25 protein-coding genes are annotated in these 26,424 nt (G+C 65.6%); 13 read left to right on the forward strand and 12 right to left on the reverse strand.

Features of this window, described 5'->3' with window-relative positions; all coding sequences use genetic code 11:
- Nucleotides 1–36: 36 nt before the first annotated feature.
- From ACSQ27_RS18800 to ACSQ27_RS18830, 7 genes are all read left to right on the forward strand, one after another.
- Nucleotides 37–1,056 carry an ABC transporter substrate-binding protein gene (locus ACSQ27_RS18800; protein WP_436157006.1) on the forward strand — a complete coding sequence of 340 codons (1,020 nt, stop codon included), beginning with the start codon at nt 37–39 and terminating at the stop codon, nt 1,054–1,056.
- 5 nt (nt 1,057–1,061) lie between these two features.
- Nucleotides 1,062–1,898 (forward strand): ABC transporter permease, encoded by an 837-nt coding sequence (locus ACSQ27_RS18805; protein WP_436157007.1) that lies wholly within the window; start codon nt 1,062–1,064, stop codon nt 1,896–1,898.
- Nucleotides 1,899–2,049: 151 nt separating this feature from the next.
- On the forward strand, nt 2,050–2,871 hold the full coding sequence (locus ACSQ27_RS18810; RefSeq protein ID WP_436157008.1) for an ABC transporter ATP-binding protein: 822 nt from the start codon (nt 2,050–2,052) through the stop codon (nt 2,869–2,871).
- Between the two features lie 4 nt (nt 2,872–2,875).
- Nucleotides 2,876–3,085, forward strand: coding sequence for a DUF4089 domain-containing protein (locus tag ACSQ27_RS18815; RefSeq protein WP_436157009.1), 210 nt, complete (start codon nt 2,876–2,878; stop codon nt 3,083–3,085).
- Nucleotides 3,082–4,518, forward strand: a complete 1,437-nt coding sequence (locus tag ACSQ27_RS18820; protein WP_436157010.1) for an AtzE family amidohydrolase — start codon at nt 3,082–3,084, stop codon at nt 4,516–4,518. Before ACSQ27_RS18815 ends, ACSQ27_RS18820 begins: the two co-directional genes overlap by 4 nt.
- On the forward strand, nt 4,515–4,895 hold the full coding sequence (gene hpxZ, locus ACSQ27_RS18825; RefSeq protein WP_436157011.1) for an oxalurate catabolism protein HpxZ: 381 nt from the start codon (nt 4,515–4,517) through the stop codon (nt 4,893–4,895). Before ACSQ27_RS18820 ends, hpxZ begins: the two co-directional genes overlap by 4 nt.
- A complete protein-coding gene (locus ACSQ27_RS18830; protein ID WP_436157012.1) occupies nt 4,892–5,611 on the forward strand; it encodes a GntR family transcriptional regulator in 720 nt (239 codons plus the stop codon). The genes hpxZ and ACSQ27_RS18830 overlap by 4 nt, the downstream gene beginning before the upstream one ends.
- A gap of 18 nt (nt 5,612–5,629) precedes the next feature.
- Here ACSQ27_RS18830 and ACSQ27_RS18835 read toward each other — a convergent pair whose 3' ends face one another.
- The 10 genes from ACSQ27_RS18835 to ACSQ27_RS18880 form a co-directional block, all read right to left on the reverse strand.
- Nucleotides 5,630–6,559, reverse strand: a complete 930-nt coding sequence (locus tag ACSQ27_RS18835; protein WP_436157013.1) for a dihydrodipicolinate synthase family protein — start codon at nt 6,557–6,559, stop codon at nt 5,630–5,632.
- A 33-nt stretch (nt 6,560–6,592) separates the two neighbouring features.
- On the reverse strand, nt 6,593–8,329 hold the full coding sequence (locus tag ACSQ27_RS18840) for an IlvD/Edd family dehydratase (RefSeq protein ID WP_436157014.1): 1,737 nt from the start codon (nt 8,327–8,329) through the stop codon (nt 6,593–6,595).
- Nucleotides 8,330–8,353: 24 nt separating this feature from the next.
- Nucleotides 8,354–9,388, reverse strand: a complete 1,035-nt coding sequence (gene yjfF, locus ACSQ27_RS18845) for a galactofuranose ABC transporter, permease protein YjfF (protein ID WP_436157015.1) — start codon at nt 9,386–9,388, stop codon at nt 8,354–8,356.
- Complete coding sequence (locus ACSQ27_RS18850; RefSeq protein WP_436157016.1) at nt 9,385–10,434, reverse strand: ABC transporter permease; 1,050 nt, start codon at nt 10,432–10,434, stop codon at nt 9,385–9,387. The genes yjfF and ACSQ27_RS18850 overlap by 4 nt, the downstream gene beginning before the upstream one ends.
- On the reverse strand, nt 10,427–11,953 hold the full coding sequence (locus ACSQ27_RS18855) for a sugar ABC transporter ATP-binding protein (RefSeq protein ID WP_436157017.1): 1,527 nt from the start codon (nt 11,951–11,953) through the stop codon (nt 10,427–10,429). The genes ACSQ27_RS18850 and ACSQ27_RS18855 overlap by 8 nt, the downstream gene beginning before the upstream one ends.
- Before the next feature lie 55 nt (nt 11,954–12,008).
- Nucleotides 12,009–13,226, reverse strand: coding sequence for a multiple monosaccharide ABC transporter permease (gene mmsB / locus ACSQ27_RS18860; RefSeq protein ID WP_436157018.1), 1,218 nt, complete (start codon nt 13,224–13,226; stop codon nt 12,009–12,011).
- Nucleotide 13,227: 1 nt separating this feature from the next.
- Nucleotides 13,228–14,736 (reverse strand): multiple monosaccharide ABC transporter ATP-binding protein, encoded by a 1,509-nt coding sequence (gene mmsA, locus ACSQ27_RS18865; RefSeq protein WP_436157258.1) that lies wholly within the window; start codon nt 14,734–14,736, stop codon nt 13,228–13,230.
- Nucleotides 14,737–14,860: 124 nt separating this feature from the next.
- Complete coding sequence (gene chvE / locus ACSQ27_RS18870; RefSeq protein WP_436157019.1) at nt 14,861–15,931, reverse strand: multiple monosaccharide ABC transporter substrate-binding protein; 1,071 nt, start codon at nt 15,929–15,931, stop codon at nt 14,861–14,863.
- A 65-nt stretch (nt 15,932–15,996) separates the two neighbouring features.
- Nucleotides 15,997–16,962, reverse strand: a complete 966-nt coding sequence (locus ACSQ27_RS18875) for an ABC transporter substrate-binding protein (RefSeq protein ID WP_436157020.1) — start codon at nt 16,960–16,962, stop codon at nt 15,997–15,999.
- Nucleotides 16,963–17,016: 54 nt separating this feature from the next.
- Complete coding sequence (locus ACSQ27_RS18880) at nt 17,017–18,468, reverse strand: aldehyde dehydrogenase family protein (protein WP_436157021.1); 1,452 nt, start codon at nt 18,466–18,468, stop codon at nt 17,017–17,019.
- A gap of 105 nt (nt 18,469–18,573) precedes the next feature.
- Between ACSQ27_RS18880 and ACSQ27_RS18885 the strand changes: the two genes are divergently transcribed.
- Complete coding sequence (locus tag ACSQ27_RS18885; protein ID WP_436157022.1) at nt 18,574–19,533, forward strand: LysR family transcriptional regulator; 960 nt, start codon at nt 18,574–18,576, stop codon at nt 19,531–19,533.
- Between the two features lie 9 nt (nt 19,534–19,542).
- Here ACSQ27_RS18885 and ACSQ27_RS18890 read toward each other — a convergent pair whose 3' ends face one another.
- Nucleotides 19,543–20,328, reverse strand: coding sequence for an SDR family NAD(P)-dependent oxidoreductase (locus ACSQ27_RS18890; RefSeq protein ID WP_436157023.1), 786 nt, complete (start codon nt 20,326–20,328; stop codon nt 19,543–19,545).
- A 155-nt stretch (nt 20,329–20,483) separates the two neighbouring features.
- Between ACSQ27_RS18890 and ACSQ27_RS18895 the strand changes: the two genes are divergently transcribed.
- Together ACSQ27_RS18895 and ACSQ27_RS18900 are read left to right on the forward strand one after the other, a co-directional pair.
- Nucleotides 20,484–21,404, forward strand: a complete 921-nt coding sequence (locus ACSQ27_RS18895; RefSeq protein ID WP_436157024.1) for an SMP-30/gluconolactonase/LRE family protein — start codon at nt 20,484–20,486, stop codon at nt 21,402–21,404.
- A gap of 48 nt (nt 21,405–21,452) precedes the next feature.
- A complete protein-coding gene (locus ACSQ27_RS18900) occupies nt 21,453–22,379 on the forward strand; it encodes an aldose 1-epimerase (RefSeq protein WP_436157025.1) in 927 nt (308 codons plus the stop codon).
- 30 nt (nt 22,380–22,409) lie between these two features.
- Here the strand turns inward: ACSQ27_RS18900 and ACSQ27_RS18905 are convergent, their stop codons facing one another.
- Nucleotides 22,410–23,138 carry an IclR family transcriptional regulator gene (locus ACSQ27_RS18905; protein WP_436157026.1) on the reverse strand — a complete coding sequence of 243 codons (729 nt, stop codon included), beginning with the start codon at nt 23,136–23,138 and terminating at the stop codon, nt 22,410–22,412.
- A 102-nt stretch (nt 23,139–23,240) separates the two neighbouring features.
- On the opposite strand from ACSQ27_RS18905, the gene ACSQ27_RS18910 reads away from it, so the two are divergent.
- The 3 genes from ACSQ27_RS18910 to ACSQ27_RS18920 all read left to right on the forward strand — a co-directional run bounded on the left by ACSQ27_RS18910 (nt 23,241) and on the right by ACSQ27_RS18920 (nt 26,403).
- Nucleotides 23,241–24,194 carry a hydroxymethylglutaryl-CoA lyase gene (locus ACSQ27_RS18910; RefSeq protein WP_436157027.1) on the forward strand — a complete coding sequence of 318 codons (954 nt, stop codon included), beginning with the start codon at nt 23,241–23,243 and terminating at the stop codon, nt 24,192–24,194.
- A complete protein-coding gene (locus ACSQ27_RS18915; RefSeq protein ID WP_436157028.1) occupies nt 24,187–25,407 on the forward strand; it encodes a CaiB/BaiF CoA transferase family protein in 1,221 nt (406 codons plus the stop codon). The genes ACSQ27_RS18910 and ACSQ27_RS18915 overlap by 8 nt, the downstream gene beginning before the upstream one ends.
- Nucleotides 25,408–25,479: 72 nt before the next feature.
- Nucleotides 25,480–26,403 (forward strand): LysR family transcriptional regulator, encoded by a 924-nt coding sequence (locus ACSQ27_RS18920; protein WP_436157029.1) that lies wholly within the window; start codon nt 25,480–25,482, stop codon nt 26,401–26,403.
- Nucleotides 26,404–26,424 lie beyond the last annotated feature (21 nt).

Below are 26,424 nucleotides of genomic sequence, written 5' to 3' on the forward strand. Positions count from 1 at the left end.
CATCCACCGCTTATCCATCACCTGCAGGAGCATTCCATGAAACCCGTCCCCGCACCGTCATCCGCCACCTCCGGCCCGGCACGCCGCACGCTGATCAAGGCCACGGCCGCCGGCGCAGCGCTGGGAATGCTGGGCATGCCCGCCATCCTGCGCGCGCAGGGCGGGCCGAAAATCCGCATTGGCTACTGGCCCATCGCGGCCGGCCTGCCCTTCTACTCGGCCATCGAGCTGGGCTACTTCAAGGAAGCCGGCCTGGATGTGGAGCCGCTCAAGTTCGCCGGCGCGCAGCAGGTGATGGAGGCGGTGCTCTCGGGCCGTGCCGACGGCACCGCCAACGGCACCGGCTCGGCCAACATCGCCATCGGCGAGATCGCCCAGCCCGGCACCTTCAAGATCTTCTGCTCCAACCCCAGCAACGTGAAGAACGTGCTCGACGAAGTGATCGTGCCGGCGGCCAGCCCCGCCAAGGTCATGGCCGACCTCAAGGGCAAGCGCGTCGGCTCCGGCCCCGGCATCCAGAACGTGACGCTGGCCAAGACCGTGCTGGAACGCGGCGGCGCCACCGGCGCGACCGTGGTCGAACTGCCCATAGGCCAGCATGTGGCCGCGCTGGCCGCCGGCCAGATCGACGGCGCCTACACGCTGGAGCCCACCGGCACCATAGGCCGCATGAACGGCACCACCCGCGTGCTTGAAGCCGGCGTGATCGCGCGCTACGTGCTGGGCGACCCGATGGCGCCGTGGTTCGGCGGCTCGGCCTCGCTGTCCTCGGACTTCATCAAGAAGAACCCCGATGCCGCGAAAAAATTCGTCGCCGCCTACGGCAGGGGCGTGGCTTATGTGCGCAGCAAGTCGGTCGAGGCGCGCCAGTACCTCAAGGGCTACACCGCCATTGAAGGCCCGCTCACCGGCGAAGTGCCGCTGGCCGCATACACCATGTACAACGAATTCACCCCGGCCGACGTCGCGCATTTCCAGAAGTTCTTCGACCTGTTCTCCGAAAAAGGCATCTTCAGCTCGCGCCTGATCGTGGACACCATGCTCTACAAGGGCTGAACATCATGGATACCGCTTCCCCAGCAACGGCAACGCCCGCCAAGCCCTGGACACCACCAGCCGCGCCGGCAGCCCTTGTCCAGCGCAAGCCGATGCTGGACAAGGCCCTGCCCTTCATCGGCCCGGTGGTGCTCTTCATCATCTGGGACCTGGCCGTGCGCCTGGGTTTCATCAAGGCCATCCTGCTGCCGCCGCCCATCGATGCGCTGGGCGCGCTGCTCAGCGGCCTGGCCGGCGGGCCGCTGCTCAAGGACTTCGCGGTCACCGTGTGGCGCACGGTGCAAGCCTTCCTGATCGCGGCGGCGGTCGGCATGCCACTGGGCGTGCTGCTGGGCAGCAACGAAAAAGCCTACCGCAGCGTGGAGTTCCTGATCGACTTCTTCCGCTCCACGCCGTCCTCGGCGCTGATCCCGCTGTTCCTGATGATTTTCGGCGTATCGGACATCAACAAGGTGGCGATTGCCGCCTTCGGCGCGCTGCTGATCGTGGTCTTCAACAGCGCTTACGGCGTGATCAACGCGCGCAAGCAACGCGTGATGGCGGCGAAAGTCATGGGCGCCTCGCGCTGGCAGGTGTTCAAGGACGTGCTGATCTGGGAAAGCCTGCAGCCGAGCTTTGTCGGCCTGCGCTCGGCGGTGTCCATGGCGCTGGTCATCGTGATCGTCGCGGAGATGTTCATCGGCGCCGATACCGGCCTGGGCAACCGCATCATCAACTCGCAGCAGGTCATGAACGTGAAGGACATGTATGCGTCCATCCTGGCTGCGGGAGCTTTGGGGTATGCGCTGAATATTTTGTTCCTCGTCGCCGAGCGACGCATCGTGCATTGGAGTGGAAGATAATGTTGCCCCCACGTTCGCTCACTGCGTGTAGCTCTCTGCCCCCCGAGGGGGCCGCTGCGCCTGCGGCCTGGCAAAGCCAGTTCCGCGGCCCCTGCTTGAAGGGGAGGTCTGCCTGCCTATTCTTCAATTGTGAAACTTGCTGGAGTGCGTCATGACTGTCGTCCTCAACGCCCCTGTGTACGCCGACGTCCCGGTTCGCGAGTTCCAGCCCGGCCCGGCCGGCACGCACATCACGATTCGCGGCCTGACCAAATACTTCGCCGGCTGGCCGCTGTACGAAGACTTCAACCTGGACATCCCCAAACACAAGATCGTCTCGGTGTTCGGGCCCAACGGCTGCGGCAAGTCCACACTGATCAACATGATCGCGGGACTGATCCCCATCGACGCGGGTGAAATCCTGTTCGACGGCAAGTCGCTCAAGGACACCAAGATCGGCTACGTCTTCCAGAATTACCGCGAAGCCATGTTTCCGTGGATGCGCACCATCGACAACATCGCCTACCCGCTCAAGCTCGAAGGCAAGTCCAAGGCCGAAGTCGACAGGCGCATGGCCGAACTCGTGGCCTCCTTCGACGTGAAGTTCGACCTGAACCGCTATCCCTATGAACTCTCGGGCGGGCAGCAACAGACGGCCTCCATCATGCGGGCGCTGGCGCCCAACCCCGAGGTGCTGTTCCTGGACGAGCCGTTTTCGGCGCTGGATTTCGAGATGACACTGTTCATCCGCGAAAAACTGCAGGAGGTCTTCATGCAGACCGGCACCACCATGCTGCTGGTGTCGCACGACCTCGAAGAAGCCGTCTACCTGGCCGACCAGGTGCTGCTGCTGACCAAGCGCCCGACGCGCGTGGCCGAAATCCTGCCTTACGGCGATGCGCGCCCGCGCACGGTAGAAACGCTGTCCGAAGCGAGTTTTATCCGCACCAAAAAACTCAGCCTGGAGATCTTCCAGCGCGAAGTCAGGCGCTGACCGCATGACGCCCGCGCAAATAGAAGCCTACGTCGATGCCGCGGCGGCGGCGCTGGACTTGCCGCTGAGCCCGCAGCACCGGCCCGGCGTGCTGCAATTTTTCGCGCTGGCCGCCGGCTTTGCCGAGCAGTTGCAGGCCGTGCCGCTGGATGCGCACGACGACCCGGCACCGGTGTTTGTGCCTGTCGAACCCTCCACAAAGGCCGCCGGATGAGTCGCGCCGCGGAATGCCTGCGCGAAGACGCGACCGCCATGGCCCAGGCTGTGCACTCGCGCGAGATCAGCGCGGGCGCATTGGTCGAAGCCAGCCTCGCGCACATCGCCGCCACCAACGGCCGCGTCAACGCGTTCACCGAAGTCACCGCCGCCCGGGCACGGCAACGAGCGTCCCTGCTGGACCGGCAACTCGCCGGCGATGCGCCGGGCCTCGCGGAGTTGCCCCTGCTGGGCGTGCCCTTTGCCGTCAAGAACCTGTTCGACATCGAGGGCGTGACCACCCTGGCGGGTTCGGCCATCGAACGGGATCGTGCCCCCGCCACGGCCGACGCCCTGCTGGTGCAGCGGCTCGAGGCAGCAGGCGCGGTGCTGGTGGGCGCGCTCAACATGGACGAATACGCCTACGGCTTCACCACCGAAAACAGCCATGCCGGCCCGGCCCGCAACCCGCATGACCTCACGCGCATTGCCGGCGGGTCGTCGGGCGGCTCGGGTGCCGCAGTGGCCGCGGGCCAGGTGCCGCTGACGCTGGGCTCGGATACCAACGGCTCCATCCGAGTGCCGGCCTCGCTGTGCGGCGTGTTCGGCCTCAAACCCACCTTCGGCCGGCTGCCGCGCAGCGGCAGCTACCCTTTTATTTCCGGGCTGGACCACCTGGGGCCGTTCGCGCGTTCCGTACGCGACCTGGCCCTGTCCTATGACCTCATGCAAGGGCCCGAAGCTGCGGGTCGCCGCGACCCCGGCTGCGCGCAGCGCAGCGCCGAGCCGGCATTGCCATCGTTGATGCGGGGCATGGACGGCCTGCGCGTGGGTGTGCTGGGCGGCTACTTTCAGGACCATGCGCAGCCCCAGGCCTGGGCCGCCGTGCAGCGTGTGGCCCAGGCGCTGCACGCGCGCGAAACGGTGGAGCTGCCCATGGTCGAGGCCGGCCGCGCCGCCGCCTTCCTGATCACCAACGCCGAGGGCGGCGCCCTGCACCTGGACGACCTGCGGCGCCGCGCCGGCGACTTCGAGCCCCTGTCGCGCGACCGCTTCCTGGCCGGTGCCTTGCTGCCGGCCGCCTGGACAGACCGCGCCCAACGCGTGCGCCGCCTGTATGCGCAGGCCGTGGCCGGCCTGTTCGAACACTTCGACGTGCTGCTGGCCGCCGCCACCCCCTGCGCAGCCACCCCCATAGGCACCGAGTGGCTGGAACTGAACGGCAAGCGCCTGCCGCTGCGCCCCAGCATGGGCCTGCTGACCCAGCCTTTTTCCTGCATTGGCCTGCCAGTCTGCGCGGTGCCGGTGTGGCCCGACCGGGGCCTGCCCATTGGTGTGCAGCTGATCACCGCCCCTTGGCGCGAAGACCAGGCACTGCGCGCGGCGGCGGTGCTGGAGGCCGCCGGCATTGCCCGCGCGCCGCTGGCTTCGCTGACAATCGGGGAATCATGAACCACGCCATCAACCTGCCCGACGTTCACGCCGAAGTGGCGGCCGTGTTCGCCCGCTATGAAAGTGCACTGGTCGGCAACAACGTGGAAGTGCTCGACGAGCTGTTCTGGAACAGCGAGCACACGCTGCGCTACGGTGCCACCGAGAACCTCTACGGTTACGACGCCATACGCGCGTTCCGCGCCGGCCGGCGCTCTCAGGGGCTGGCCCGCACCCTGTTGAGCACCGTGATCACCACCTACGGCCGCGACTTCGCCACGGCGAACACCGAGTTCGCACGCGCCGGCAGCGACAAGACCGGCCGCCAGAGCCAGACCTGGCTGCGCACGCCGGACGGCTGGCGCGTGGTGGCTGCCCATGTGAGCCTGCTGGCATGAGCCGCGCACCGTTGTCCCCTGTTGCCGGTGCGGCCTTTCATTCGCGCGCCGACGAGGCCTATGCCGAACTCAAGCGCGACATCGCCGCCTTCAAGCTGGTGCCGGGCGACCGCTTCACCGAAACCGAGATCAGCGAACGCCTGGGCGTCTCGCGCACGCCGGTGCGCCAGGCCCTGTTTCGACTGCAGCAGGAAGGTTTTGTCGAGGTGCTGTTCCGCAGCGGCTGGCGCGTCCTGCCCTTTGACTTCGACAAGTTCGAGCAACTCTACGACCTGCGCATGGTGCTGGAAACCACGGCCGTGCAGCGCCTGTGCGCCGGCAGCACAGCGGTGGACACGGCGCTGCTGAGCGAACTGGCCGCCATCTGGCTGGTGCCCGTGGCACAACGCAGCACAGACCACGTGCAAGTGGCCCAGTGGGACGAAGCGTTTCATTGCGCGCTGGTGGCGGCCGCCGGCAATGCCGAGATGGCCCGCGTGCACCGCGACGTGACCGACCGCATCCGCATCATCCGCCGGCTCGACTTCATCAAGCAGCCGCGCGTCGACGCGACCTATGAGGAACACGCCAAGATCCTCAAGGCGGTGCAGGCCAAACGCGGCGACCAGGCCGCCATGCTGCTGCGCGCCCATATCGAGACCAGCCAGGCCGAGGTGCGCAAGATCACGCTGCACCAGGTTCACCTGGCGCGCCAGGCCGGGTCGGGAACGCCTTGAGCGTCGCGTAAGCCTGGCCTATCGCGCCCAGCGCAGCACCAGCGGATCCAGCCGCCTGGCGGTGGCCAGCAAGCCTGCGCGGGTGTCCGGATGCATGGCCGGGAAAGGATGGCGCGGCGCCTCGCAGGCGATCACGCCGCCTTCCTTCATCAAGGCCTTGGCGGCCAGCAACCCTGCCTGGCGGTTTTCGTAATTGATCAAGGGCAGCCATTGCTGGTACAGCGCGTAAGCCTTGTCGAGCTCCCCCGCGCGGTGTGCCTCGATGATGGGGCGGATGCCGTCGGGGTAACCGCCGCCGGTCATGGAACCGGTCGCGCCGGCATCGAGGTCGGGCAGCAGGGTGATGGCCTCCTCGCCGTCCCACGGCCCTTCCACCGCATCGCCGCCCAGGCGGATCAGCTCGCGCAGCTTGGACGCCGCGCCGGCGGTCTCGATCTTGAAATAGGCGACGTGCTCGATCTCGCGGGCCATGCGCGCGAGGAAGCAGGCCGAAAGCACCGTACCGCTGGCAGGGGCATCCTGGATCATGATGGGAATATCCACCGCGTCGGACAGGCGCGCATAGAACTCGTAGATCTGCGGCTCGCCCACGCGAAAGGTGGCGCCGTGGTACGGCGGCATGACCATCAGCATGGCCGCGCCCATGTCCTGCGCGCGGCGGCTGCGTTCGGCGCAGATCTTCGTGCCGTAATGGGTGGTGGTCACGATCACGGGCACACGCCCGGCCACGTGTTCGAGGATGGTGCGGGTCAAGGTTTCGCGTTCTTCATCCGACAGCACGAACTGCTCGGAGAAGTTGGCCAGGATGCAGATGCCGTCGGAGCCGGCAGCTATCATGAAATCGATGCAACGCTTCTGGCTTTCAAGGTCCAGCTCACCGGACTCGGTGAAGGTGGTGGGGGCGACGGGGAAGATGCCGCGGTAGCGCGGCCGGCGTGAGGTGTTCATGGTAGGAGCGGGTTGGATGATTCAGTGAACGTGTCAATGGGAGTGGCGGGGAACCTCGGAGCCGCGGCAGCCCACCAGGAAATCGAAATCGCAGCCCTCGTCGGCCTGCAGCACGTGGTCCACATACAGGCGCTGGTAGCCGCCCCGCATGCCTGCGGGGGCCTTGCCCTCCAGCGCTGCGAGGCGTTCAGCCAGTTCGGCATCGCTGATGTCCAGGTGCAGGCGGCCGCCTTCACAGTCCAGTTCAATCCAGTCTCCGTCGCGCACGGCGGCCAGCGGCCCGCCGGCCGCGGCTTCGGGCGCCACGTGCAGCACCACGGTGCCGTAGGCGGTGCCGCTCATGCGGGCGTCCGAAATGCGCACCATGTCCTTGACACCCTGGCGCAGCAATTTGGGCGGCAGGCCCATGTTGCCGACCTCGGCCATGCCGGGATAACCCTTGGGGCCGCAATTTTTCATCACCATGACGCAGCTGGCGTCAATGTCGAGGTTCTCGTCAACGATGCGTTCCTTGTAGTGCTCCAGGTTCTCGAACACCACCGCACGGCCGCGGTGCTTGAGCAGTTCGGGCGAGGCGGCGGAGGGCTTGAGCACCGCGCCGCGCGGCGCCAGGTTGCCGCGCAGGATGCAGATGCCGCCGTCGGCGATCAGCGGGTTGGCTAGCGGGCGTATCACTTCGTCGTTGTACTGCGGGGCTTCGCGCACGTTGTCCCATATCGACCGGCCGTTGACTGTGAGCGCATTTGGATGCGGCAGCAGGTTGTTCTCACCCAGGCGGCGCAACACGGCCGGCAGACCGCCGGCGTAGTAGAACTCTTCCATCAGGAAGCGGCCCGAGGGCTGCAGGTCGACCAGTGTGGGGGTGCCGCGTCCGATACGCGTCCAGTCCTCCAGGTCCAGCTGAACACCGATGCGGCCGGCAATGGCCTTGAGGTGAATCACCGCATTGGTGGAGCCGCCGATGGCGGCGTTGACGCGGATCGCGTTTTCGAAGGCATCACGCGTGAGGATTTTTGACAGCGTCAGGCCTTCGCGTGCCATCTCGACGGCACGCGCGCCCGACATCTGCGCCAGCACATAACGGCGCGCATCCACCGCGGGAATCGCCGCGTTGTGCGGCAAGGAAGTGCCCAGCGCTTCGGCCATGCAGGCCATGGTGGAGGCCGTTCCCATGGTGTTGCAGGTGCCGGCCGAGCGCGACATGCCGCCCTCGGCCGCCAGGAACTGGTGAAGCTGGATTTCACCGGCCTTCAGCGACTCGTGCAGCTGCCACACGGCGGTGCCCGAGCCGATGTTCTTTCCCTCGAGCTTGCCGTTGAGCATGGGCCCGCCGGTGACCACGATGGCCGGGATGTCGCAGCTGGCCGCACCCATCAGCAAGGCGGGTGTGGTCTTGTCGCAACCGGTGAGCAGCACCACGGCATCGATGGGGTTGCCGCGAATCGCTTCTTCCACGTCCATGCTGGCCAGGTTGCGCGTGAGCATGGCGGTGGGCCGCAGGTTGGACTCGCCATTGGAGAACACCGGAAACTCGACCGGAAAACCACCGGCCTCGGAGATGCCGCGCTTCACATGCTCGGCGATTTTCCGGAAGTGGGCGTTGCAGGGCGTGAGTTCCGACCAGGTGTTGCAGATGCCGATGATGGGCCGGCCGTCGAACTCATGGTCGGGAATGCCCTGGTTCTTCATCCAGCTGCGGTACATAAAACCGTTTTTGTCGGCTGAGCCGAACCAGGCGGTGGAGCGTAATTTTCGTTTGGGGTCTGTCATGGGAAGTGTCTGGTCGATGAGGTTTCAAGAGGATTTGGGGCCACGGTTTGCCAGCAGCCTTTGCAACAGGCAAAAAACAAACAGCAGCACACCGACGACGATGCGCGTCCACCAGGAACTGAGGGTGCCGTCAAAAGAAATCAGGGTCTGGATGATTCCCAGCATCAGCACCCCGAACAGGGTGCCGGCCACATACCCCACGCCGCCGCTGAGCAGCGTTCCGCCTATCACCACGGCGGCAATGGCGTCAAGCTCCAGGCCGGTGGCGTGCAGCCCGTAGCCCGAGAGCATGTAGAAGGTGAACACCACACCGGCGAGCGCCGAGCAAAAACCCGACAGTGTGTAGACCCCCACCAGCGTGCGGCGCACCGGCAAACCCATCAGCAGCGCCGACTGCTCGTTGCCGCCGACGGCATACACGGCGCGGCCGAAGGGCGTGCAGTGCGCGATGAACACCGCGGCGAGCAGCACCACGAGGGCGATCACGGCGCTGATGGACAGCGAGGCGCCTTCCCACAAGGGAATACGCAACTGCGAAATCTCCGAATAGGACTCGTTGGTGATGCTGATGGAATCGACGCTGATCAGATAGCACAGGCCGCGCGCCAGAAACATGCCGGCCAGCGTGACGATGAAGGGCTGCAGGCGAAAGCGCTCGATCAGAAAGCCCATGAAGGCGCCGAATCCCGTGCCCATGAGCAGCACCAGCGGAATCACCGCGGCCGGGCTCCAGCCGTGGTGCTCCACCAGCGCGGCCGAGACCATGGTGGTCAGCGCCACCACGGAGCCGACGGACAGGTCGATGCCGCCCGAAAGAATGACGAATGTCATGCCCACGGCAACGATGACCAGGAAGGCGTTGTCAATCAGCAGGTTGAGAAAAACCTGCGCCGAGAAAAACCCGCTGTAGAACACCGAGCCCATGGTCGCCATGGCGACGAAGAGCGAGATGGTGGCCGCCAGCGGCAGGTATTTCGGGTTGAAGCGCACGGCTGGCGCCGCCGCGGCCGCCGGCAGGGGCGCGGCTGCTCCAATGGAAGGGGTCACCGCCCGGCTCATGGCCGCATCCCCCGCGCGGCCGGCCGCCGCATCCAGATGCCGATCTCGGCCCGGAATTCAGGTGATTGCAGCAGCATCACGGCAAACACCACCACGGCCTTGACCACCAGGTTGATCTCGGGCGGCACGCCCAGCGAATAGATGGCGTACGTCAGGGCCTGGATGATGAGCGCGCCTATCACGCTGCCCACCAGGCTGAAGCGCCCGCCCGTGAGCGCCGTGCCGCCCAGCGTGACCGCCAGGATCGCATCAAGCTCCAGCAGCTGGCCGGCGTTGTTGCCGTCGGCGCTTTTGACGTTGGAGCTGATCAGCAAGCCCGCAATGCCCGCGCACACACCGCAGAAGGCGTAGGCCGCGACCACCAGCCGCCGCGCCTGGACACCGGCGACGCGCGCCGCGGTCGGGTTGATTCCCACAGCCTGGATGAACAACCCCAGGGCCGTGCGCGTCACCGCCAGGTAGAGCAGGGCAAACACCCCCGCCACGATGAACAGCGAGAAAGGCAGGCCCAGCAGGTAGCCGCTGCCCAGGAAGAAAAACGGCGTGTAATAAATGGTGATGATCTGGCCGCCGGTGATGAGCTGTGCGATGCCGCGGCCCGCCACCATGAGGATCAGCGTGGCGATGATGGGTTGCATGCCCACCCTGGCGACCAGCAAGCCGTTCCACAGCCCGCACAGCAGCGCGATGCCCAGCGCCGCGAGAATCGCCAGCGGCATGGGGAAGCGGCTCACGCTGCCCGCCACCGAGCCGCCTATCATCCAGGCGGCCACCGCCGCCGCGATGGCCACCACGGCCCCCACGGAGATGTCGATGCCGCGGGTGGCGATCACCATGGTCATGCCCAGCGACACCAGCACCAGCGGCGCGGCCCGGTTGAGGATGTCGATCAGGCTTCCGTACAAATGGCCGTCACGCCACTCGATGTGCAGGAAACTGGAATTAAAGACCGTGTTCACGGCCAGCAGCAGGAACAGCGTGATGAGCGGCCAGGCCAGGCGGTGCCGAAGCAGCACCGTCAGGGGGGAGTGGGAAGCTTCAGACATGTTCAGCCGCGATCAACTCGTAGACGGTGTCTTCGCTGCTGCCGGCGGGCAACTCACCCACCTTGCGGCGGTCCCGCAGCACCACGATGCGGTGCGCCACGCGCACCACCTCGCTCATCTCGGACGAGATGAAAATTACGGCCATGCCGGCCTGGGCCAGGCGCAGGATCTGCTCCATGATTTCCTGCTTCGCGGCCACATCGATGCCGCGCGTGGGCTCGTCCAGGATCAGCAGGCGCGGCTCGGTCGCGAGCCAGCGCGCGATCATGGCCTTTTGCTGGTTGCCGCCCGACAGCAGGCCGATGGGGGTGTCCACACTCGTGGTCTTGATGCCCATGGCCTGGACAAAACGTTCGGCCAAAGCGGTCTGCTCGGCGCGCGAGAGAAACCGGCGCATGCCCATGCGGGCCTGCAGCGCCAGCGCGATGTTTTCCCGGACCGACAGCTCGGCCACGATGCCATCGGTCTTGCGCTCCTCGGGGCACAGGGCGAGGCCGTGCCGGATCGCGTCGGCAGGGTTGGAAAACGTGACCGTCTCGCCGGCTATCCTGAGCACGCCGCGGTCCGGTGTCTCCAGGCCGAACAGCAGGCGCGCCAGTTCCGTGCGGCCCGCACCCAGCAGCCCGGCCAGGCCCACGACCTCGCCGGCGCGCACGCGCAGGTCCACGGCCTGCAACTGGCCGGCCTGGCCCAGGCCTTCGGCTTGCAAAAGCGCCGGCGCGGCATCGTCAAATTCCGGAGGCACGGCGGCGGCGGTGGATTGCGCGGCAAGCTCCCGGCCCAGCATGGCCGCAATCAGCGCCTGCGGCCCCAGTTCACTGGCACGCCACTCACCGACCCAGCTGCCGTTGCGCAGCACGGTGATGCGATCCGACACCGCATACACCTGGTTCAGGAAATGGGTGACAAAAACAATGGCCAGCCCCTCGCCGCGCAGGCGCCGCAGCACCTCAAAGAGTTTTTGCACCTCGTCGTCGTCGAGGCTGGAGGTCGGCTCGTCGAGGATCAGCACTTTCGATTCAATGCCGATGGCGCGCGCAATGGCCACCAGTTGCTGCACGGCGACCGGGTAGCTGGACAGCAGGCGCGAGACGTCGATGTCCAGGCCCATGCGCGCGACCAGTTCGCGCGCGCGGCGGTTCACGGTGGTCCAGTCGATGCGAAATCCCTGCGCAAGGCCATACCGCGGATAGCGGCCCGCGAAGATGTTTTCGGCCACCGACAGGTTGGGGCAGAGATTGACTTCCTGGTAGACCGTGCTGATGCCCAGCCGCTGCGCGGCCAGGGGAGAGTCGGGCCATACCGGTTTTCCCTCCAGCTGCATCTGGCCGCCGCTGGCCTCCAGCACGCCGGTCAGGACCTTGATCAGTGTCGATTTGCCCGCGCCGTTTTGCCCCATCAAGGCATGGATTTCACCGGGATACAGGCGCAAGCGCACATCCTGCAAGGCCGGAATACCCGCGAACTGTTTGTGGATGCCCGCAAGCTCCAGCACAGGGGCGGCGTCGGCCACGGTCATGGCGCGGCCTTCGCGCCATGCGCCGCGGTATTCGCCTTCGCAACGGCCGGGGGTTTCATGCCTTGTTCTTGTTGTAGACGTCGACAAACACGGCGGCCAGCAGCACCACGCCCTTGATGACCTGCTGGTAGTCGATGCCTATGCCCAGGATGGACATGCCGTTGTTCATCACGCCCATCACAAACGCACCGATCACCGCGCCCATGACCTTGCCGACACCGCCCGAAGCCGAGGCCCCGCCGATGAAACAGGCGGCGATGACGTCGAGCTCAAAGCCCAGGCCGGCCTTGGGCGTCGCGGTATTCAGGCGCGCGGCGAACACCAGGCCCGCCAGCGCCGCCAGCACGCCCATGTTCACGAAGGTGTAAAAGGCCAGGCGCTCGGTCTTGATGCCCGACAGCTTGGCGGCCTTTTCGTTGCCGCCCAGCGCATAGACGCGCCGCCCGATGGTGGTGCGGCCCGTGATGAAGTGGAACAGGAAAATCAGCGCGGCCATCACGATCAGCACATTCGGCAGCCCCCTGTAGGAAGCCAGCAGGTAGCTGAAATAGATCAGCAGCGCCGAGAACATCGCCGTTTTGACGAAGAAAATGGCGGCGGGCTCGGCCTGGATGCCGTGCTTGAGCTGCTTGGCCCGCGCGCGTATGCCGGCCACGGCGAGCACGGCGGCCAGCGCCACGCCCAGCAGCAGCGAGGTCATGCGCAGGCCGTCGGTGCTCAGCAGGTCGGGCATGAAACCCGAGCTGAGCATCTGGAAAGAATCGGGGAAGGGGCCGACCGACTGGCCTTGCAGCAGTGCCAGCGCCAGCCCCTTGAACACCAGCATGCCGGCCAGCGTGACGATAAAAGAAGGGATGCGGAAGAAGGCGACAAACCAGCCCTGAACCCCGCCTATCAGCGCGCCGCAGACCAGGCACACCAGCGAGGCCGGCACGAAATGCCAGCCGTACTCCACCATCAGCACGGCCGCCAGCGCGCCGATGAAGCCGCACACCGAACCGACCGACAGGTCGATATGCCCGGCCACGATCACCATCAGCATGCCCAACGCCATGATGACGATGTAGCTGTTCTGCAGGACCAGGTTGGTGAGGTTGAGGGGCTGCATGAGCGTGCCCTCGGTCATGTACTGGAAGAAGCCCATGATGGCCACCAGCGTGATCAGCATGCCGTACTCGCGGAAGTTGTGCTTCAGGTAGTCGAGCGGCGATTTGTCGCCGGCAGCGGCGGTTTTTGCCGCAATCGCGGTGGTGTTGGAAGACTCGTTGTTCATTTCAGCTTGCTTTCATGATCGCGCGCATGATCTTTTCCTGGGAGGCCTGGGCCGTCGGCATCTCGGCGATGAAACGGCCTTCGTTCATGACGTAGATGCGGTCCGTCATGCCCAGCAATTCGGGCATTTCCGAGGAAATCATGATGATGCATTTCCCTTCGGCCGCGAGCTGGGCCATCAGGGTGTAAATCTCGTACTTGGCGCCCACGTCGATGCCGCGCGTGGGCTCGTCGAGGATGAGCACTTCGGGGCTGGTAAACAGCCATTTCCCGAGCACCACTTTCTGCTGGTTCCCGCCCGAGAGGTTGAGCACTTTCTGGCCGACGCTTGAGCACCGGATGCGGAGTTTTTCGCGGTAGCTTTGCGCGACCTGGTATTCGCGGCCGCTGTCGATCACGGAGGCGCTTGAGACGCCCTTGAGGTTGGCCAGCGAGACGTTGAACTGGATGTCTTCGTTCAGCACCAGTCCGTTGCCCTTGCGGTCTTCGGTCACATAGGCCAAGCCGTGGCGGACAGCTTTCTCCACGCTGCCCACATCGATGGGCTGGCCGTTGAGCAGGACCTGGCCGCTGATGCGGCGACCCCATGAACGGCCGAAGATGCTCATGGCGAGCTCCGTGCGCCCCGCCCCCATCAGCCCGGCAACGCCGACGATTTCACCGCGCCGCACCTGCAGGTTGACGCCCTTGATGAACTGCCTGTCGGTGTGCAGCGGGTGGTAGACGCTCCAGTCGCGCACTTCAAACACGGTTTCGCCGATCTGCGGCTCGCGCGGCGGGTAGCGGTCGGCCATCTCGCGGCCCACCATGCCGCGGATCACGCGGTCTTCGCTGATGGGGTCGGCAGCACGGCAGTCCAGCGTCTCCACGGTGCTGCCGTCGCGCAGGATGGTGATGGCGTCCGCCACGCGTGAAATTTCGTTGAGCTTGTGCGAAATGAGGATGCAGGTGATGCCCTGGCCCTTGAGCTCCAGCAGGAGGTCCAGCAGCGCCTGGCTGTCGCCTTCATTGAGGCTGGCCGTGGGTTCGTCGAGGATGAGCAGCTTGACCTGCCGGGACAGGGCCTTGGCGATTTCCACCAGCTGCTGCTTGCCCACGCCGATGTCCGTGATCAGCGTGGCGGGCGACTCCTTGAGGCCCACCTTTTTCAGCAGCGCCTGCGTCTTGCTGTGCGCGGCCATCCAGTCGATCACGCCGCGCTGCGCGGTCTCGTTGCCCAGGAAGATGTTCTCGGCAATCGACAGCAGCGGCACCAGCGCCAGCTCCTGGTGGATGATGATGACGCCCAGCTGCTCGCTGTCATGGATACCCAGGAAGCGGCGCTCCTGCCCTTCATACACAATCGCGCCGTCGTAGGAGCCGTGCGGGTAGACCCCGGAGAGCACCTTCATCAAGGTCGACTTGCCGGCACCGTTTTCACCGACGACGGCATGGATCTCCCCGGCGCGCACGCGCAGGTTGACCTTGTTCAGCGCGACCACCCCGGGAAAGGTCTTGCGGATGTCGCGCATCTCGAGAATCGTTTCCAATGCCTGTCCTTTGGTACAAAAATCGCTCCAGAGGTGATGGACACCCATGGGCGTAAACAGTCCCGTGCCTTGCGGCACGAGACCGTCGTTCAAGCTTCAAGCCGGGTTACTTGATCTGCGACTCTTTGTAGTAACCGCTGCCGATCAGCACCTGGTTCCAGTTGGAGGCATCCACAGCCACCGGCTTGAGCAGGTAGGAGGGCACCACCTTCACGCCGTTGTTGTAGGTTTTGGTGTCATTGATCTCGGGCTGCTTGCCGGAGAGGGTGGCGTCCACCATGTTGGCCGTCACCTTGGCCAGCTCACGCGTGTCCTTGAAGACGGTCGAGTACTGCTCGCCTTTCAGGATGGACTTCACCGAAGGAATTTCGGCGTCCTGCCCGCTGACCACCGGGCAAGGCTGCTGCGCCGTGCAGTAGCCGACGCCTTTGAGCGAGGACAGGATGCCGATGGACAGGCCGTCATAAGGCGACAGGACCGCGTGGACTTTTTCCTTGCCGTAGTAGGCCGAGAGCAGGTTGTCCATGCGTGCCTGTGCGACCGCGCCGTCCCAGCGCAGCGTGCCGACCTTGTTCATGCCCAGTTGCTTGCTGCGCACCACCAGCTTGCCGCTGTCGATGTAGGGCTTGAGCACACTCATGGCGCCGTCGTAGAAGAAGAAGGCGTTGTTGTCGTCCGGGGAGCCGCCGAAGAGCTCGATGTTGAAAGGACCCTTGCCCTGCTTCAGGCCCAGCTTGTCGACGATGGAGGTGGCCTGCAGCACGCCCACCTGGAAGTTGTCGAAGGTGGCGTAGTAGTCGACGTTCTTCGAACCCTTGATCAGGCGGTCATAGGCGATGACCTTGACGCCCTTGTCGGCCGCGTTCTGCAATGCCTTGGACAGGGTGGTGCCGTCGATGGACGCGATCACCAGGACCTTCGCGCCCTTGGTGATCATGTTCTCGATCTGGGCGAGCTGGTTCGGGATGTCGTCATCGGCGTATTGCAGGTCGGTCTTGTAGCCGCGCTCCTTGAGCACCTTGACCATGTTGTCGCCGTCGGCGATCCAGCGGGCCGAGGATTTGGTCGGCATCGAGATGCCGATGCTGCCCTTGTCCTGGGCATGGGCCAGCGGTGCGATGCCCACGGCGCCCAGGGCCATCCCGGCCAGCAATGTCTTCAGAAAAGTACGCTTCATGAAATTGTCTCCTAGAGTGTTATGAATGAATTTTTCAGTATCGGTGCGCTATTGCAGCGCACAAATCAGTATTTACGCTTGGGGAATTCCTTGGCCGCCACTTCCATCGGAAAAATCCCTTCTTCGGTAACGATACGTTTCTGAACCGGCTTGCCGGCCTTGATGTCCTTGACCGCGGCCATCAGCTGCGGGCCCAGCAAGGGGCTGCATTCCACGGACACATTGAGCTTGCCGGCCATCATGGCCTCAAAAGCGCCCTTGACGGCGTCGATCGAAATGATGGTGATGTCTTTTGCCGGCTTCATGCCCGCCTCTTCAATCGCCTGGATCGCGCCTATCGCCATGTCGTCGTTGTGCGCGTAGAGCACATTGATCTTCTTGCCCTCGGCCTTGAGGAAGGCTTCCATCACCTCCTTGCCCTTGGCCCGGGTGAAGTCGCCGGTCTGCGAACGGATGATCTTGAACTTCGGGTCGGCCTTGATGATTTCTTCAAAACCCTTTTTGCGGTCGATGGCCGGTGCGGAGCCCACGGTTCCCTGCAGCTCGACGATATTGACCTGGCCGCTTGTGCCTTTCATTTTTTCGACCAGCCAGCGGCCCGCCTTGCGGCCTTCTTCGACAAAGTCGGAACCCATGAACGACACATACAGCGAGGTGTCCTTGACGTTGACGGAGCGGTCGGTCAGGACCACCGGGATCTTGGCGGCCTTGGCCTCGCGCAGAACGGTTTCCCAGCCCGATTCGACCACGGGCGAGAACGCGATCACATCCACTTTTTGCGCAATGAAAGAGCGGATCGCCTTGATCTGGTTCTCCTGCTTCTGCTGCGCATCCGAGAACTTCAGTTCAATGCCGGCCTCCTTGGCGGCCGACTTGATGGATTCGGTGTTGGCGGTGCGCCATTCGCTTTCCGCGCCCACCTGGCTAAAGCCCAGCACGATGGGCTTTTGCGCCCAGGCCGAGACCGGCAGCAAGCCGGCAAGGGGGGCGCACGCAAGCGCGGCGGCAAGGGTTCGGCGATGGATCTTCATATTGTCTCCTTTGGTTGAAATGGAACTGACAGCTCTCCCGTGATCTTCATACGCTCAGGCCAGCACGTAGCCGGTCTTGACCGTGGTGTAGAACTCCGCGGCGTAGCGGCCCTGCTCGCGCGGGCCGTAGCTCGAGCCCTTGCGGCCGCCGAAGGGCACGTGAAAGTCGACACCCGCCGTGGGCAGGTTCACCATGGTCATGCCGACCTCGGCGTTGCGCTTGAAATGCATGGCGTGCTTGAGGGAGCTGGTGCAGATGCCGGCGCACAGGCCGAAAGGCGTGTCGTTGGCCAGGGCCAGCGCGTGGTCAAAGTCATCGGCCTGCAGCACGCAGGCCACGGGCCCGAAAATCTCTTCGCGCGCGATGCGGTGCTCGGGCCGGGCCAGGAAAAGCGCCGGGTTCATGTAATGCCCCGGTGTCGGGCGTTCCAGCAGTTCGCCGCCCCAGACATGCTCGGCGCCCTCGTTGCGCCCGATCTCCAGATACGACTGGTTCAGCTCAAGCTGGCCCTGGTCAACCACCGGCCCCATTTCGATACCCTGTTCCAGCGCGTGGCCCACTTTGAGCGCGGCGATGCGGTGGCGCAGCCGGGCGACGAATGCGTCGTGCACAGGCGCCTCGACAATGAGGCGGCTGGACGCGGTGCAGCGCTGGCCCGTCGAAAAGTACGAACCCTGCACCGCGCAATCGACGGCCCGGTCAAGGTCGGCGTCGGCCAGCACCACCAGGGGATTTTTGCCGCCCATTTCAAGCTGCACCTTGGCGCGGCGCGCGGCGGCGGACTGCAGAATGCGTTCGCCGGTCGCCACCGAGCCTGTGAAGCTCAGCGCATGGACCAGCGGATGGTCGACCAGCGTTTGCCCGACCTCCCGGCCGCTGCCCATGACCAGGTTGAACACGCCCGCGGGCAAGCCGCAGCGGCTGATGATTTCCGCCAGCGCCCAGCCGCAGGTGGCGACCAGCTCGGCCGGCTTGAAGACCACCGTGTTGCCATAGGCCAACGCGGGTGCGATCTTCCAGGCCGGAATCGCCAGCGGGAAATTCCACGGCGCGATGATGCCCACCACGCCGACGGGTTCACGCGTCACGTCGACCTGGATGCCGGGCCGCACCGATGCCATGGTCTCGCCCTGGACACGCAGCGCTTCTCCTGCGAAAAACTTGAAGATCTGGCCGGCCCGCGCCGCTTCGCCCACGCCTTCGGGCAGCGTTTTGCCTTCTTCCCGCGCCAACAGCATGCCCAGCTCATCCTTGCGCGCCAGGATCTCGCTGCCGATCTGGTCGAGTACGTCGGCGCGGCGCTGCGGGGTGCTGTGGCTCCAGTGCGGCAAAGCCTCGGAGGCGGCCCGAATGGCGAGTTCGGTCTGGTTGCGGTCGGCACGCGCGTATTCGCTCACCACTTCCCGTGTATCCGAGGGATTGGTGCTGATGCCCGTGGTGGTGCCGGTTTCCCAGCGCCCGTTGATGTAATGCCGCGCGCTTTGCTGCACTTCGCCGAATTTCATGAAAGCCTCGTTTTTTGTCACGCTGCAGTCTATGATTCATTTTGATATCGATCTAATCGTTTTTTTGATAAAACAGATATCGTTCTACGCATTCTGGAAAACCCCATGAGCACCTACAACCACTGGTTCATACGCGCGCGACTCAAAACCCGGCAATTGCTGCTGCTGGTGGCGCTCGCCGAAGAAGGCAACATTCACCGCGCGGCGCAGGTTCTGAGCATGACGCAGCCGGCCGCGTCCAAGCTGCTCAAGGACCTGGAAGACGTGCTGGAGGTCCCGCTGTTCGAGCGCCTTCCGCGCGGCATGCGGCCGACCTGGTACGGCGAGACCATGATCCGCCACGCGCGCATGGCGCTGGCCAGCCTGAACCAGGCGCACGACGAGCTCACCGCGCTCAAAACCGGGCACTTCGGCCATGTCGGCATAGGCGCGATCACCTCGCCGGGGCTGGCCCTGCTGCCGTCCGCGGTCGCCGTGGTCAAACAGGAGCACCCCAGCCTGCGCATCTCGCTGGACATCGAAACCAGCCCGGTCCTGCTGGAGCGGCTGGAGCAGGGCAGGCTCGACATCCTGGTGGCACGCCTGTTTGCCGAGCACGACAAGACGAATCTGCGCTACGAGCCCCTGGTCGAGGAACCGGTCTGCGCCATGGCGAGGCCCGGGCATCCGCTGCTGGGCGTGTCGGGCCTCACCCTGCGCGACGTGGTGGCGGCCGCCTGGATCGTGCCGCCCGCGGGCAGCGTGCTGCGGCACCGGTTCGAGCTGATGTTCCAGGAAGACGGGCTGGCGCCGCCCATCAACGTGGTCGAGTCCTCAGCACTGCTTTTCATCACGCGCATGCTGCAGCAAAGCGACATGGTGGCCGTGGTCGCGGCCGACGTGGCGCGGTATTACGCCGCGCACGGCATCGTCTCGGTGCTGCCGCTGGACATGCCCTGCCACATGGACGCCTTCGGCATCATCACCCGCACCGACCGCCTGCCTTCGCCCGCCGCCAAGGTCATGATGAAGGCGCTGAAGACGGCGAGCTTCACGCTCTACGGCCGCAAGCTCGAAGCGGATTAGGGCACAAAGTCAGACCCAGCCGGCATCCACCTTGAACTCCTGCGCCGTGCACATCGCGGCGTCATCGGAGGCCAGGAACAGCACCATGCGGGCGATGTCGTGGGGCAGCAGTTTGTCGGGCAGGCACTGGTTGCGCTCGAGCTCCTTCTCGCCTTCGGCATTCAGCCAGAGCTCGATCTGCCGCTCGGTCATGACCCAGCCCGGCGAGACGGTGTTGATGCGGATGCGGTCGCGGCCCAGTGTTTTCGCGAGGCCGCGCGTCAGGCCGTTCACCGAAGACTTGGCGATGGCGTAGCACGGGTAGCCCGTGCCCTTGCCCTGCCAGCCGGTGGAGCCCAGGTTGATGATGGAGCCGGCGCCCAGCCGCTGCATGCCCGGCACCACCGACTGGATCGCAAAAAAAGCCGGCCGCTCGTTGATCGCGATACGGTCGTCATAGTAGGCGGGGGTCACGGACTCCAGGCTGTGGCGGTCATCGCTGGCAACGTTGTTGACCAGCACCGAAAAATCGCCCAGTGCGCTCGCCGCGTCGGCCACCGCGGCCTGTAGCGCGGCCACGTCCCGCACGTCGCAGGCGCGCCACCACGGGCGGGTGTGCCCTGCATCCGCGAGTTGCTGCGCAAGCGCCTCACTGGCTTCCTTCGCGACATCAATAAAGGCAACGCGCGCGCCCTGTTGCGCAAACGCGGTCACGATGGCGGCGCCTATGCCGCTTCCTCCGCCGGTGACAAATACTGATCGCCGGTTCAGGCTGGGGAAGACGGACAGGGTGCCGGCGGCGGGAGCGGTGCGCATGGGAAGAGGGCTGGAAATGTTTGACATTGCAATTTATGTATCAATGAATTTATAAATAATAAGTTTTCAACATCACTATGCATTGATATTATCCATCGCGTCAAGAGCAAGAGGCCAGTCGTGCCAATACACCGGCTCGCAACACGGGGACATCAGTGACATCAATTCTGGACACGCCCACGACCCTGGCGCTGCCCGGCAGGGCGCATTGCGTTCATCCGGCCGGAGCCCTGCTTGGTGAAGGTACCCTGTGGTCGCCGCGCGAGCAGTCGCTGTACTGGGTGGACATTCTTGGGCGCCGCCTGCACCGCTTCCGCCCGGCCACCGGTGCGCGCAGCAGTTGGTCTTTTGACGAGGAGATTTCGGCGCTGGCCGAACGGGCCTATGCGCCCGGCCTGATCGTGACCCTGCGGCGCGGCTTCGCGCTGTTTGACCCGGCGTCGGACACCGGGCCGAGCTACCTGCACCAGCCGGAGGCCGGCTTGCCGGGCAATCGCTTCAATGACGGCAAGTGTGATGCGCAAGGCAGTTTCTGGGCCGGGACCATGGACTTTGATTGCACGGCCCCGACCGGCGCGCTGTACCGCTACGACCCGGACGGCCGATGCACGCGCCATGAGGAAGGTTTTGCGGTGACCAACGGCCCCACCTGGTCTATCGACATGCGCAGCCTGTATTTCAACGACACGGTCAACGGCCGCATCTATGCCTATGACTTCGATGCCGGCGCCGGCACCTTGTCGAACAAGCGGCTCTGGCTGGCTTTTGCGCCGGGTGACGGCGTGCCCGACGGCATGACCACCGACGCCGCGGGCCGCCTGTGGATTGCCCACTGGGGCGGCGCCTGCGTCAGCTGCCATGACCCGGCCACCGCGCGGGAGCTCTGCCGCGTGCCGCTGCCGACCAGCCATGTGACCAACTGCGCCTTTGGCGGGCCGGACATGCGCACGCTGTTTATCAGCACCGCCCGAACCGGGCTGACCCCGGCGCAGCTCGCCGACCAGCCGCTGGCCGGCGGCCTGTTCGCGGTGGCCATGGACAGCCCCGGCCTGCCCGCCGGTTTGTTCGGCGGCTGACGCCATGGACAAACACCCCCTGGACAGCCTAGCCCCTGAAAGATCAATATGACCGATTCCGCGCATTCCGTTGTCTGGCTGCGCCACGCCGGCCAGCACCTGGGGCTGCTGCCCTCGCTGGGCGGCAGCGTGGCCGCCTGGCAACTTGACCGCCCGCAAGGGCCGCTGGACCTCTGGCGGCCCTGGGACGGCAAAACAGAAGACCTCTACCAGACTGCCTCATTTGCCATGGTGCCCTGGTCCAACCGCATCAGTGGCGGCGGCTTTACGCATGCGGGGCGGTTTCACGCGATGCGGCCCAACCGCAAGGGCGAACCCTATCCCATCCATGGCGACGGCTGGCTGCAGCCCTGGCAGCTTTCGCAGCCGGCCGCCGACACGCTGGTGATGACGCTGGTGTCGCGCGGCTTCGATGGCAACCCGTATGACTACGAGGCCGTGCAGACCTTCCGGCTGGTGGATGGCGGGCTGGACCAGCAGGTACAGGTGCGCCACCTGGGCGACGCGCCGCTGCCCTACGGCCTGGGCGTGCACCCCTGGTTTCCCCGCACTCCTCAAACGCGGATCACCGCACCGGTTCAGGGCGTTTGGCTCTGTGGTGATGATCCCTTGCCGGTTGGGCACACGACGGACTTCCCGGCCGGCTGGAACCTGAACGAAGGCGCGCCGGCCAACGGCCCGCTCATCGACAACGGCTACACCGGTTGGGGCGGCGAAGCCCGCATCACCTGGCCCGAACTGGGTCTGCAGCTCACGGCCCGCATGCCGGACTTTGAGGAGGACGGCGGCGCGGCGCAGCACTTTTGCCTGGTCTACCGGCCGCCGCAAGGGCCGGCGTTTTGTTTTGAGCCCATCACGCAGCCCATCGATGCCTTCCACCTGCCGGGGCAACCCGGCCTGCGTGTGCTGGGGCCGGGGGAACAGTTTTCGCTCAACATCCAGTGGCGCATCGAAGGCGCGACCGCGCAGGGCTGAAGCGAGACGGGCTTAGAACCTGTTCACGGTCTAAACCTGGCCTGTCAGACGGCGGGCGGCTTCAAGTACCGGCTTGACATGGGTTTCGCTGTAACGGTTGGCAGGCATGGTCAGCGTCACCGCGCCCGCCAGCATGCCGTCGGCCCTGAACACCGGCGCTGAAATGCCGGCCACCTCGGCCAGCCGGTCGCCCACAGCGGTGTAGTAACCCTGTTCGCGGATCCTGGCGTAAAGCGGATGGTCTTTTCGCGCGGCGGCCCTTGCCCTGTCGGTGTCGAACGCGATCAGGATGCGGGCGCCCGTGCCGCGATCAGCAGGCAGCAGGTCACCGGCCCGGATGTGGTCGCGGATCGGCTGCGGCGAGTCCACGCGGTACAGGCACAGGCGGGCCTCGCCCTGGCGCACATGGTAGGCCGCGCTCTCGCCGGTGGCCGCGACCAGCTCGCGCAGCACCGGCAGCACCACGCGGTCCAGCGAAAAAGAGGCGGCATACACCGCGTTAAGCCGCGCCACCTCATTGCCCAGCCCGTAGCTGCCGTCGTCCAGGCGCTGCACCAGGCGGGCGTGCTCGAGCGAGGCCAGCAAGCGCAGCACCGTGCTTTTGTACAGCTGCGTGCGGCTCGCAAGTTCCGCCAGGCTCAGCGAGGTGTCGCCCGCGCGGAAAGCCGACAGCAGGGTCAGGGCGCGGTCCACCGCGGCCGCGCCGCCAGGCGCGGCATGGCTGTCGGCAAGGGATTCGATCTGGGCTTTGCGGGGCATGGCACCTTTCAAGGCTTGCGCGCCGCGCGGCTTGACAAGCCGGCGTTTAACGCGGAACATTTCATTAGAAAGAACCACATTCTATCTTACAGAACATCAAACATGAGCACAAGCCCCGCCCACTTTACCCGCCCGGAGGTGCTGATCAGCGAAGTCGGCCCGCGCGACGGCTTGCAGTCGGTCAAGGCCGTCATGCCGACGGACGACAAACTTCGCTGGATCACAGCCCTCTACGATGCCGGCCTGCGCGAAATCGAGGTCGCATCGTTCGTGCCGGCCCGCTTGCTGCCGCAAATGGCCGACGCGGCCGAGGTGGTGCGGCACGCCCTTACCTTGCCGGGCCTCACGGTCATGGCGCTGGTGCCCAACCTTCGCGGCGCGCAGGCGGCACTGGCGGCCGGCGTGCACAAGCTGACGCTGCCGGTGTCGGCGAGCGCCGCGCATTCGCTGGCCAATGTGCGCAAGACGCGCGAAGAGATGGTGGAGGAAGTGCGCGCCATTGCGGCGCTGCGCCGCGATACCGCGCCGCAGGTCAAAGTCGAGGCCGGCATTTCCACCGCCTTCGGCTGCACCTTGCAGGGCCAAGTCGCCGAGGACGAGGTGATACGCCTGGCGGCCCAGTGCATTGCCGCGGGCGCCGACGAAGCCGGCCTGTCCGACACCACGGGCTATGCCAACCCGGCGCAGGTCAGGCGCCTCTTCAGGCGGCTGCGCGCGGAGATCGGCGAGCACGCCGGCGCGGCGCATATGCACAACACGCGCGGCCTGGGCCTGGCCAACTGCCTGGCTGCCTATGAAGAAGGCGTGCGCACCTTTGATGCCTCGCTGGGCGGCCTGGGCGGCTGCCCCTATGCACCGGGCGCGTCGGGCAATGTGGTCACCGAGGACCTGGTCTTCATGTTCGAGGCCATGGGTGTTCCGACCGGCGTGGACCTGGGCCGGCTGATGGCCGCGCGTGAGCCGCTGCGGGCCGGGCTGCCGGGCGAGGCGATTTACGGCATGACGCCCGAGGCGGGTTTGCCCAAGGGTTTTGTACAGGGAGGTGCGCATGCCTGAAGCCGATTCCACAGCCAGGCCCCTGCCCTACGCGGGCCTGCGCGTGGTCGAGTTCACCCACATGGTCATGGGGCCGACCTGCGGCATGCTGCTGGCCGACCTGGGCGCCGAGGTCATCAAGGTCGAGCCGATTGCCGGGGACAACACCCGCAAGCTGATCGGTTCGGGCGCGGGATTTTTCCCCATGTTCAACCGCAACAAAAAAAGCATCGCCGTCGACTTGCAGACACCCGAGGGGCGCGAGCTGGTGCTCAAACTGGTCGCGACGGCCGACGTGGTCAGCGAAAACTTCAAGCCCGGCACCATGAAGAAGCTGGGCCTGGACTACGCCAGCCTTTCGCAACTCAACGAGCGCCTGGTTTACGTGAGCCACAAGGGTTTCCTGCCCGGCCCCTACGACCACCGCACGGCACTCGACGAAGTGGTGCAGATGATGGGCGGCCTGGCCTATATGACCGGCCGCGCCGGCGACCCGCTGCGCGCCGGCAGCAGCGTCAACGACATCATGGGCGGCATGTTCGGGGCCATTGGCGCCATGGCCGCGCTGGCCGCGCGCGACCATCCAACAAGAGGGACCGGCAAAGGCCAGGAAGTGCAGTCCGCGCTGTTTGAAAACAACGTCTTCCTGGTGGCCCAGCACATGATGCAGTTCGCCGTGACCGGCCAGCCCGCCGCGCCCATGCCCAGCCGCATTTCGGCCTGGGCGGTTTACGACGTGTTCACGGTCCGGGACGGCGAGCAGATTTTCCTGGCCGTCGTCAGCGACACGCAATGGGCGATTTTTTGCGAAGCCTTCGGCCTGCAGGAACTGCGCACCGACCCGCGGCTGCACAGCAACAACGACCGCGTGCACGCGCGCGACTGGCTGATGCCGCTGCTGCGTTCGCACCTGGCCGGGCACAGCGCCGCAGAACTGGGCGCCGTGTTTGAAATGCATGCGCTGCCCTTCGCGCCCATCACGCGGCCGCAAGACCTGTTCGAGGATCCGCACCTGAAAGCCACCGGCGGCCTGGCGCCCATCACCCTGTCCGACGGCGAGCGCGCGGGCCAGGTCACGTCCACCGTGCTGCTGCCGCTCACGCTGGGTGGCGAGCGGCCCGGCGTGCGCATGAACCCGCCCCGGCTCGGTGAACACACACGGGAGCTGCTGCAGGAACTCGGTTATCCGGAAGAGGCCATCGAAGCCCTCCAGGCTGCGGGCATCACGCGCTGAGGTAAGCCCAACAAGGGGAATAAGGGTCAATCGCGTGTCGATTACTGACATTCATGCGCATAATGAACAGGCATGGACAAACTCAAACAGCTGGAATCCTTTGTCTCGGTGGTGGCGCGCGGCAGCCTGACGGCGGCCGCCAAATCCGAGGGCGTGGCCCCCGCCATCATGGGCCGGCGGCTGGACGCGCTGGAAGAACGGCTGGGTGTGAAGCTGCTGGTGCGTACCACCCGGCGCATCGCGCTCACGCATGAAGGCAGCGCTTTCCTCGAGGACTGCCAGCGCCTGCTGGCCGACCTGGCCAACGCCGAAGCCAGCGTGTCGGCCGGCGGCGTCAAGGCCAGCGGCCATTTGCGCGTCACGGCGCCGGCGGGCTTTGGGCGGCGCCACGTCGCGCCGCTGGTGACCAAATTCCGCGAGCAGCATGCCGACGTCACCATCTCGCTGAACCTCAGTGACCGCGTGGTGGACCTGGCGGGCGAGGGCTTTGACTGCGCGGTGCGCGTGGGCGACCTGCCCGATTCCTCGCTGGTCAGTGTGCGCATGGCCGACAACCGGCGCCTGTGCGTGGCCACGCCGCGCTACCTCAAAACCCACGGCACGCCGCAGCACCCCAGCGAGCTGGCGCGCTTTGACTGCCTCACGCTGTCCAGCGACGCCTCGCAGACGCGCGGCTGGGCCTTTCAGGTGGGCGGCGAGCTGGTGCACCTCAAGCCGGGCGGGCCGCTGGATTGCTCCGACGGCCAGGTTTTGCACGACTGGTGCCTGGCCGACTGCGGCATCGCCTGGCGCAGCACCTGGGAAGTCGAATCGGAGATCGCCGCCGGCCGGCTGACGGCGGTGCTGGAAGACTTTGCCGCGCCGCCCAACGGCATTTACGCCGTGTTCCCGCAACGCAAGCATTTGCCGCTGCGGGTGCGCCTATGGGTAGACTTCCTGAAGCACCATTACAGCCAGGCGGAGTTCTGGCGCACGCCGGCGGCCCCCAAGCCCTGACGCCCATCCCCAACCGAGACT

It is taken from the genome of Polaromonas sp. LjRoot131 (genome assembly GCF_964252805.1).
In the GTDB taxonomy this organism is placed as follows: domain Bacteria; phylum Pseudomonadota; class Gammaproteobacteria; order Burkholderiales; family Burkholderiaceae_C; genus Polaromonas.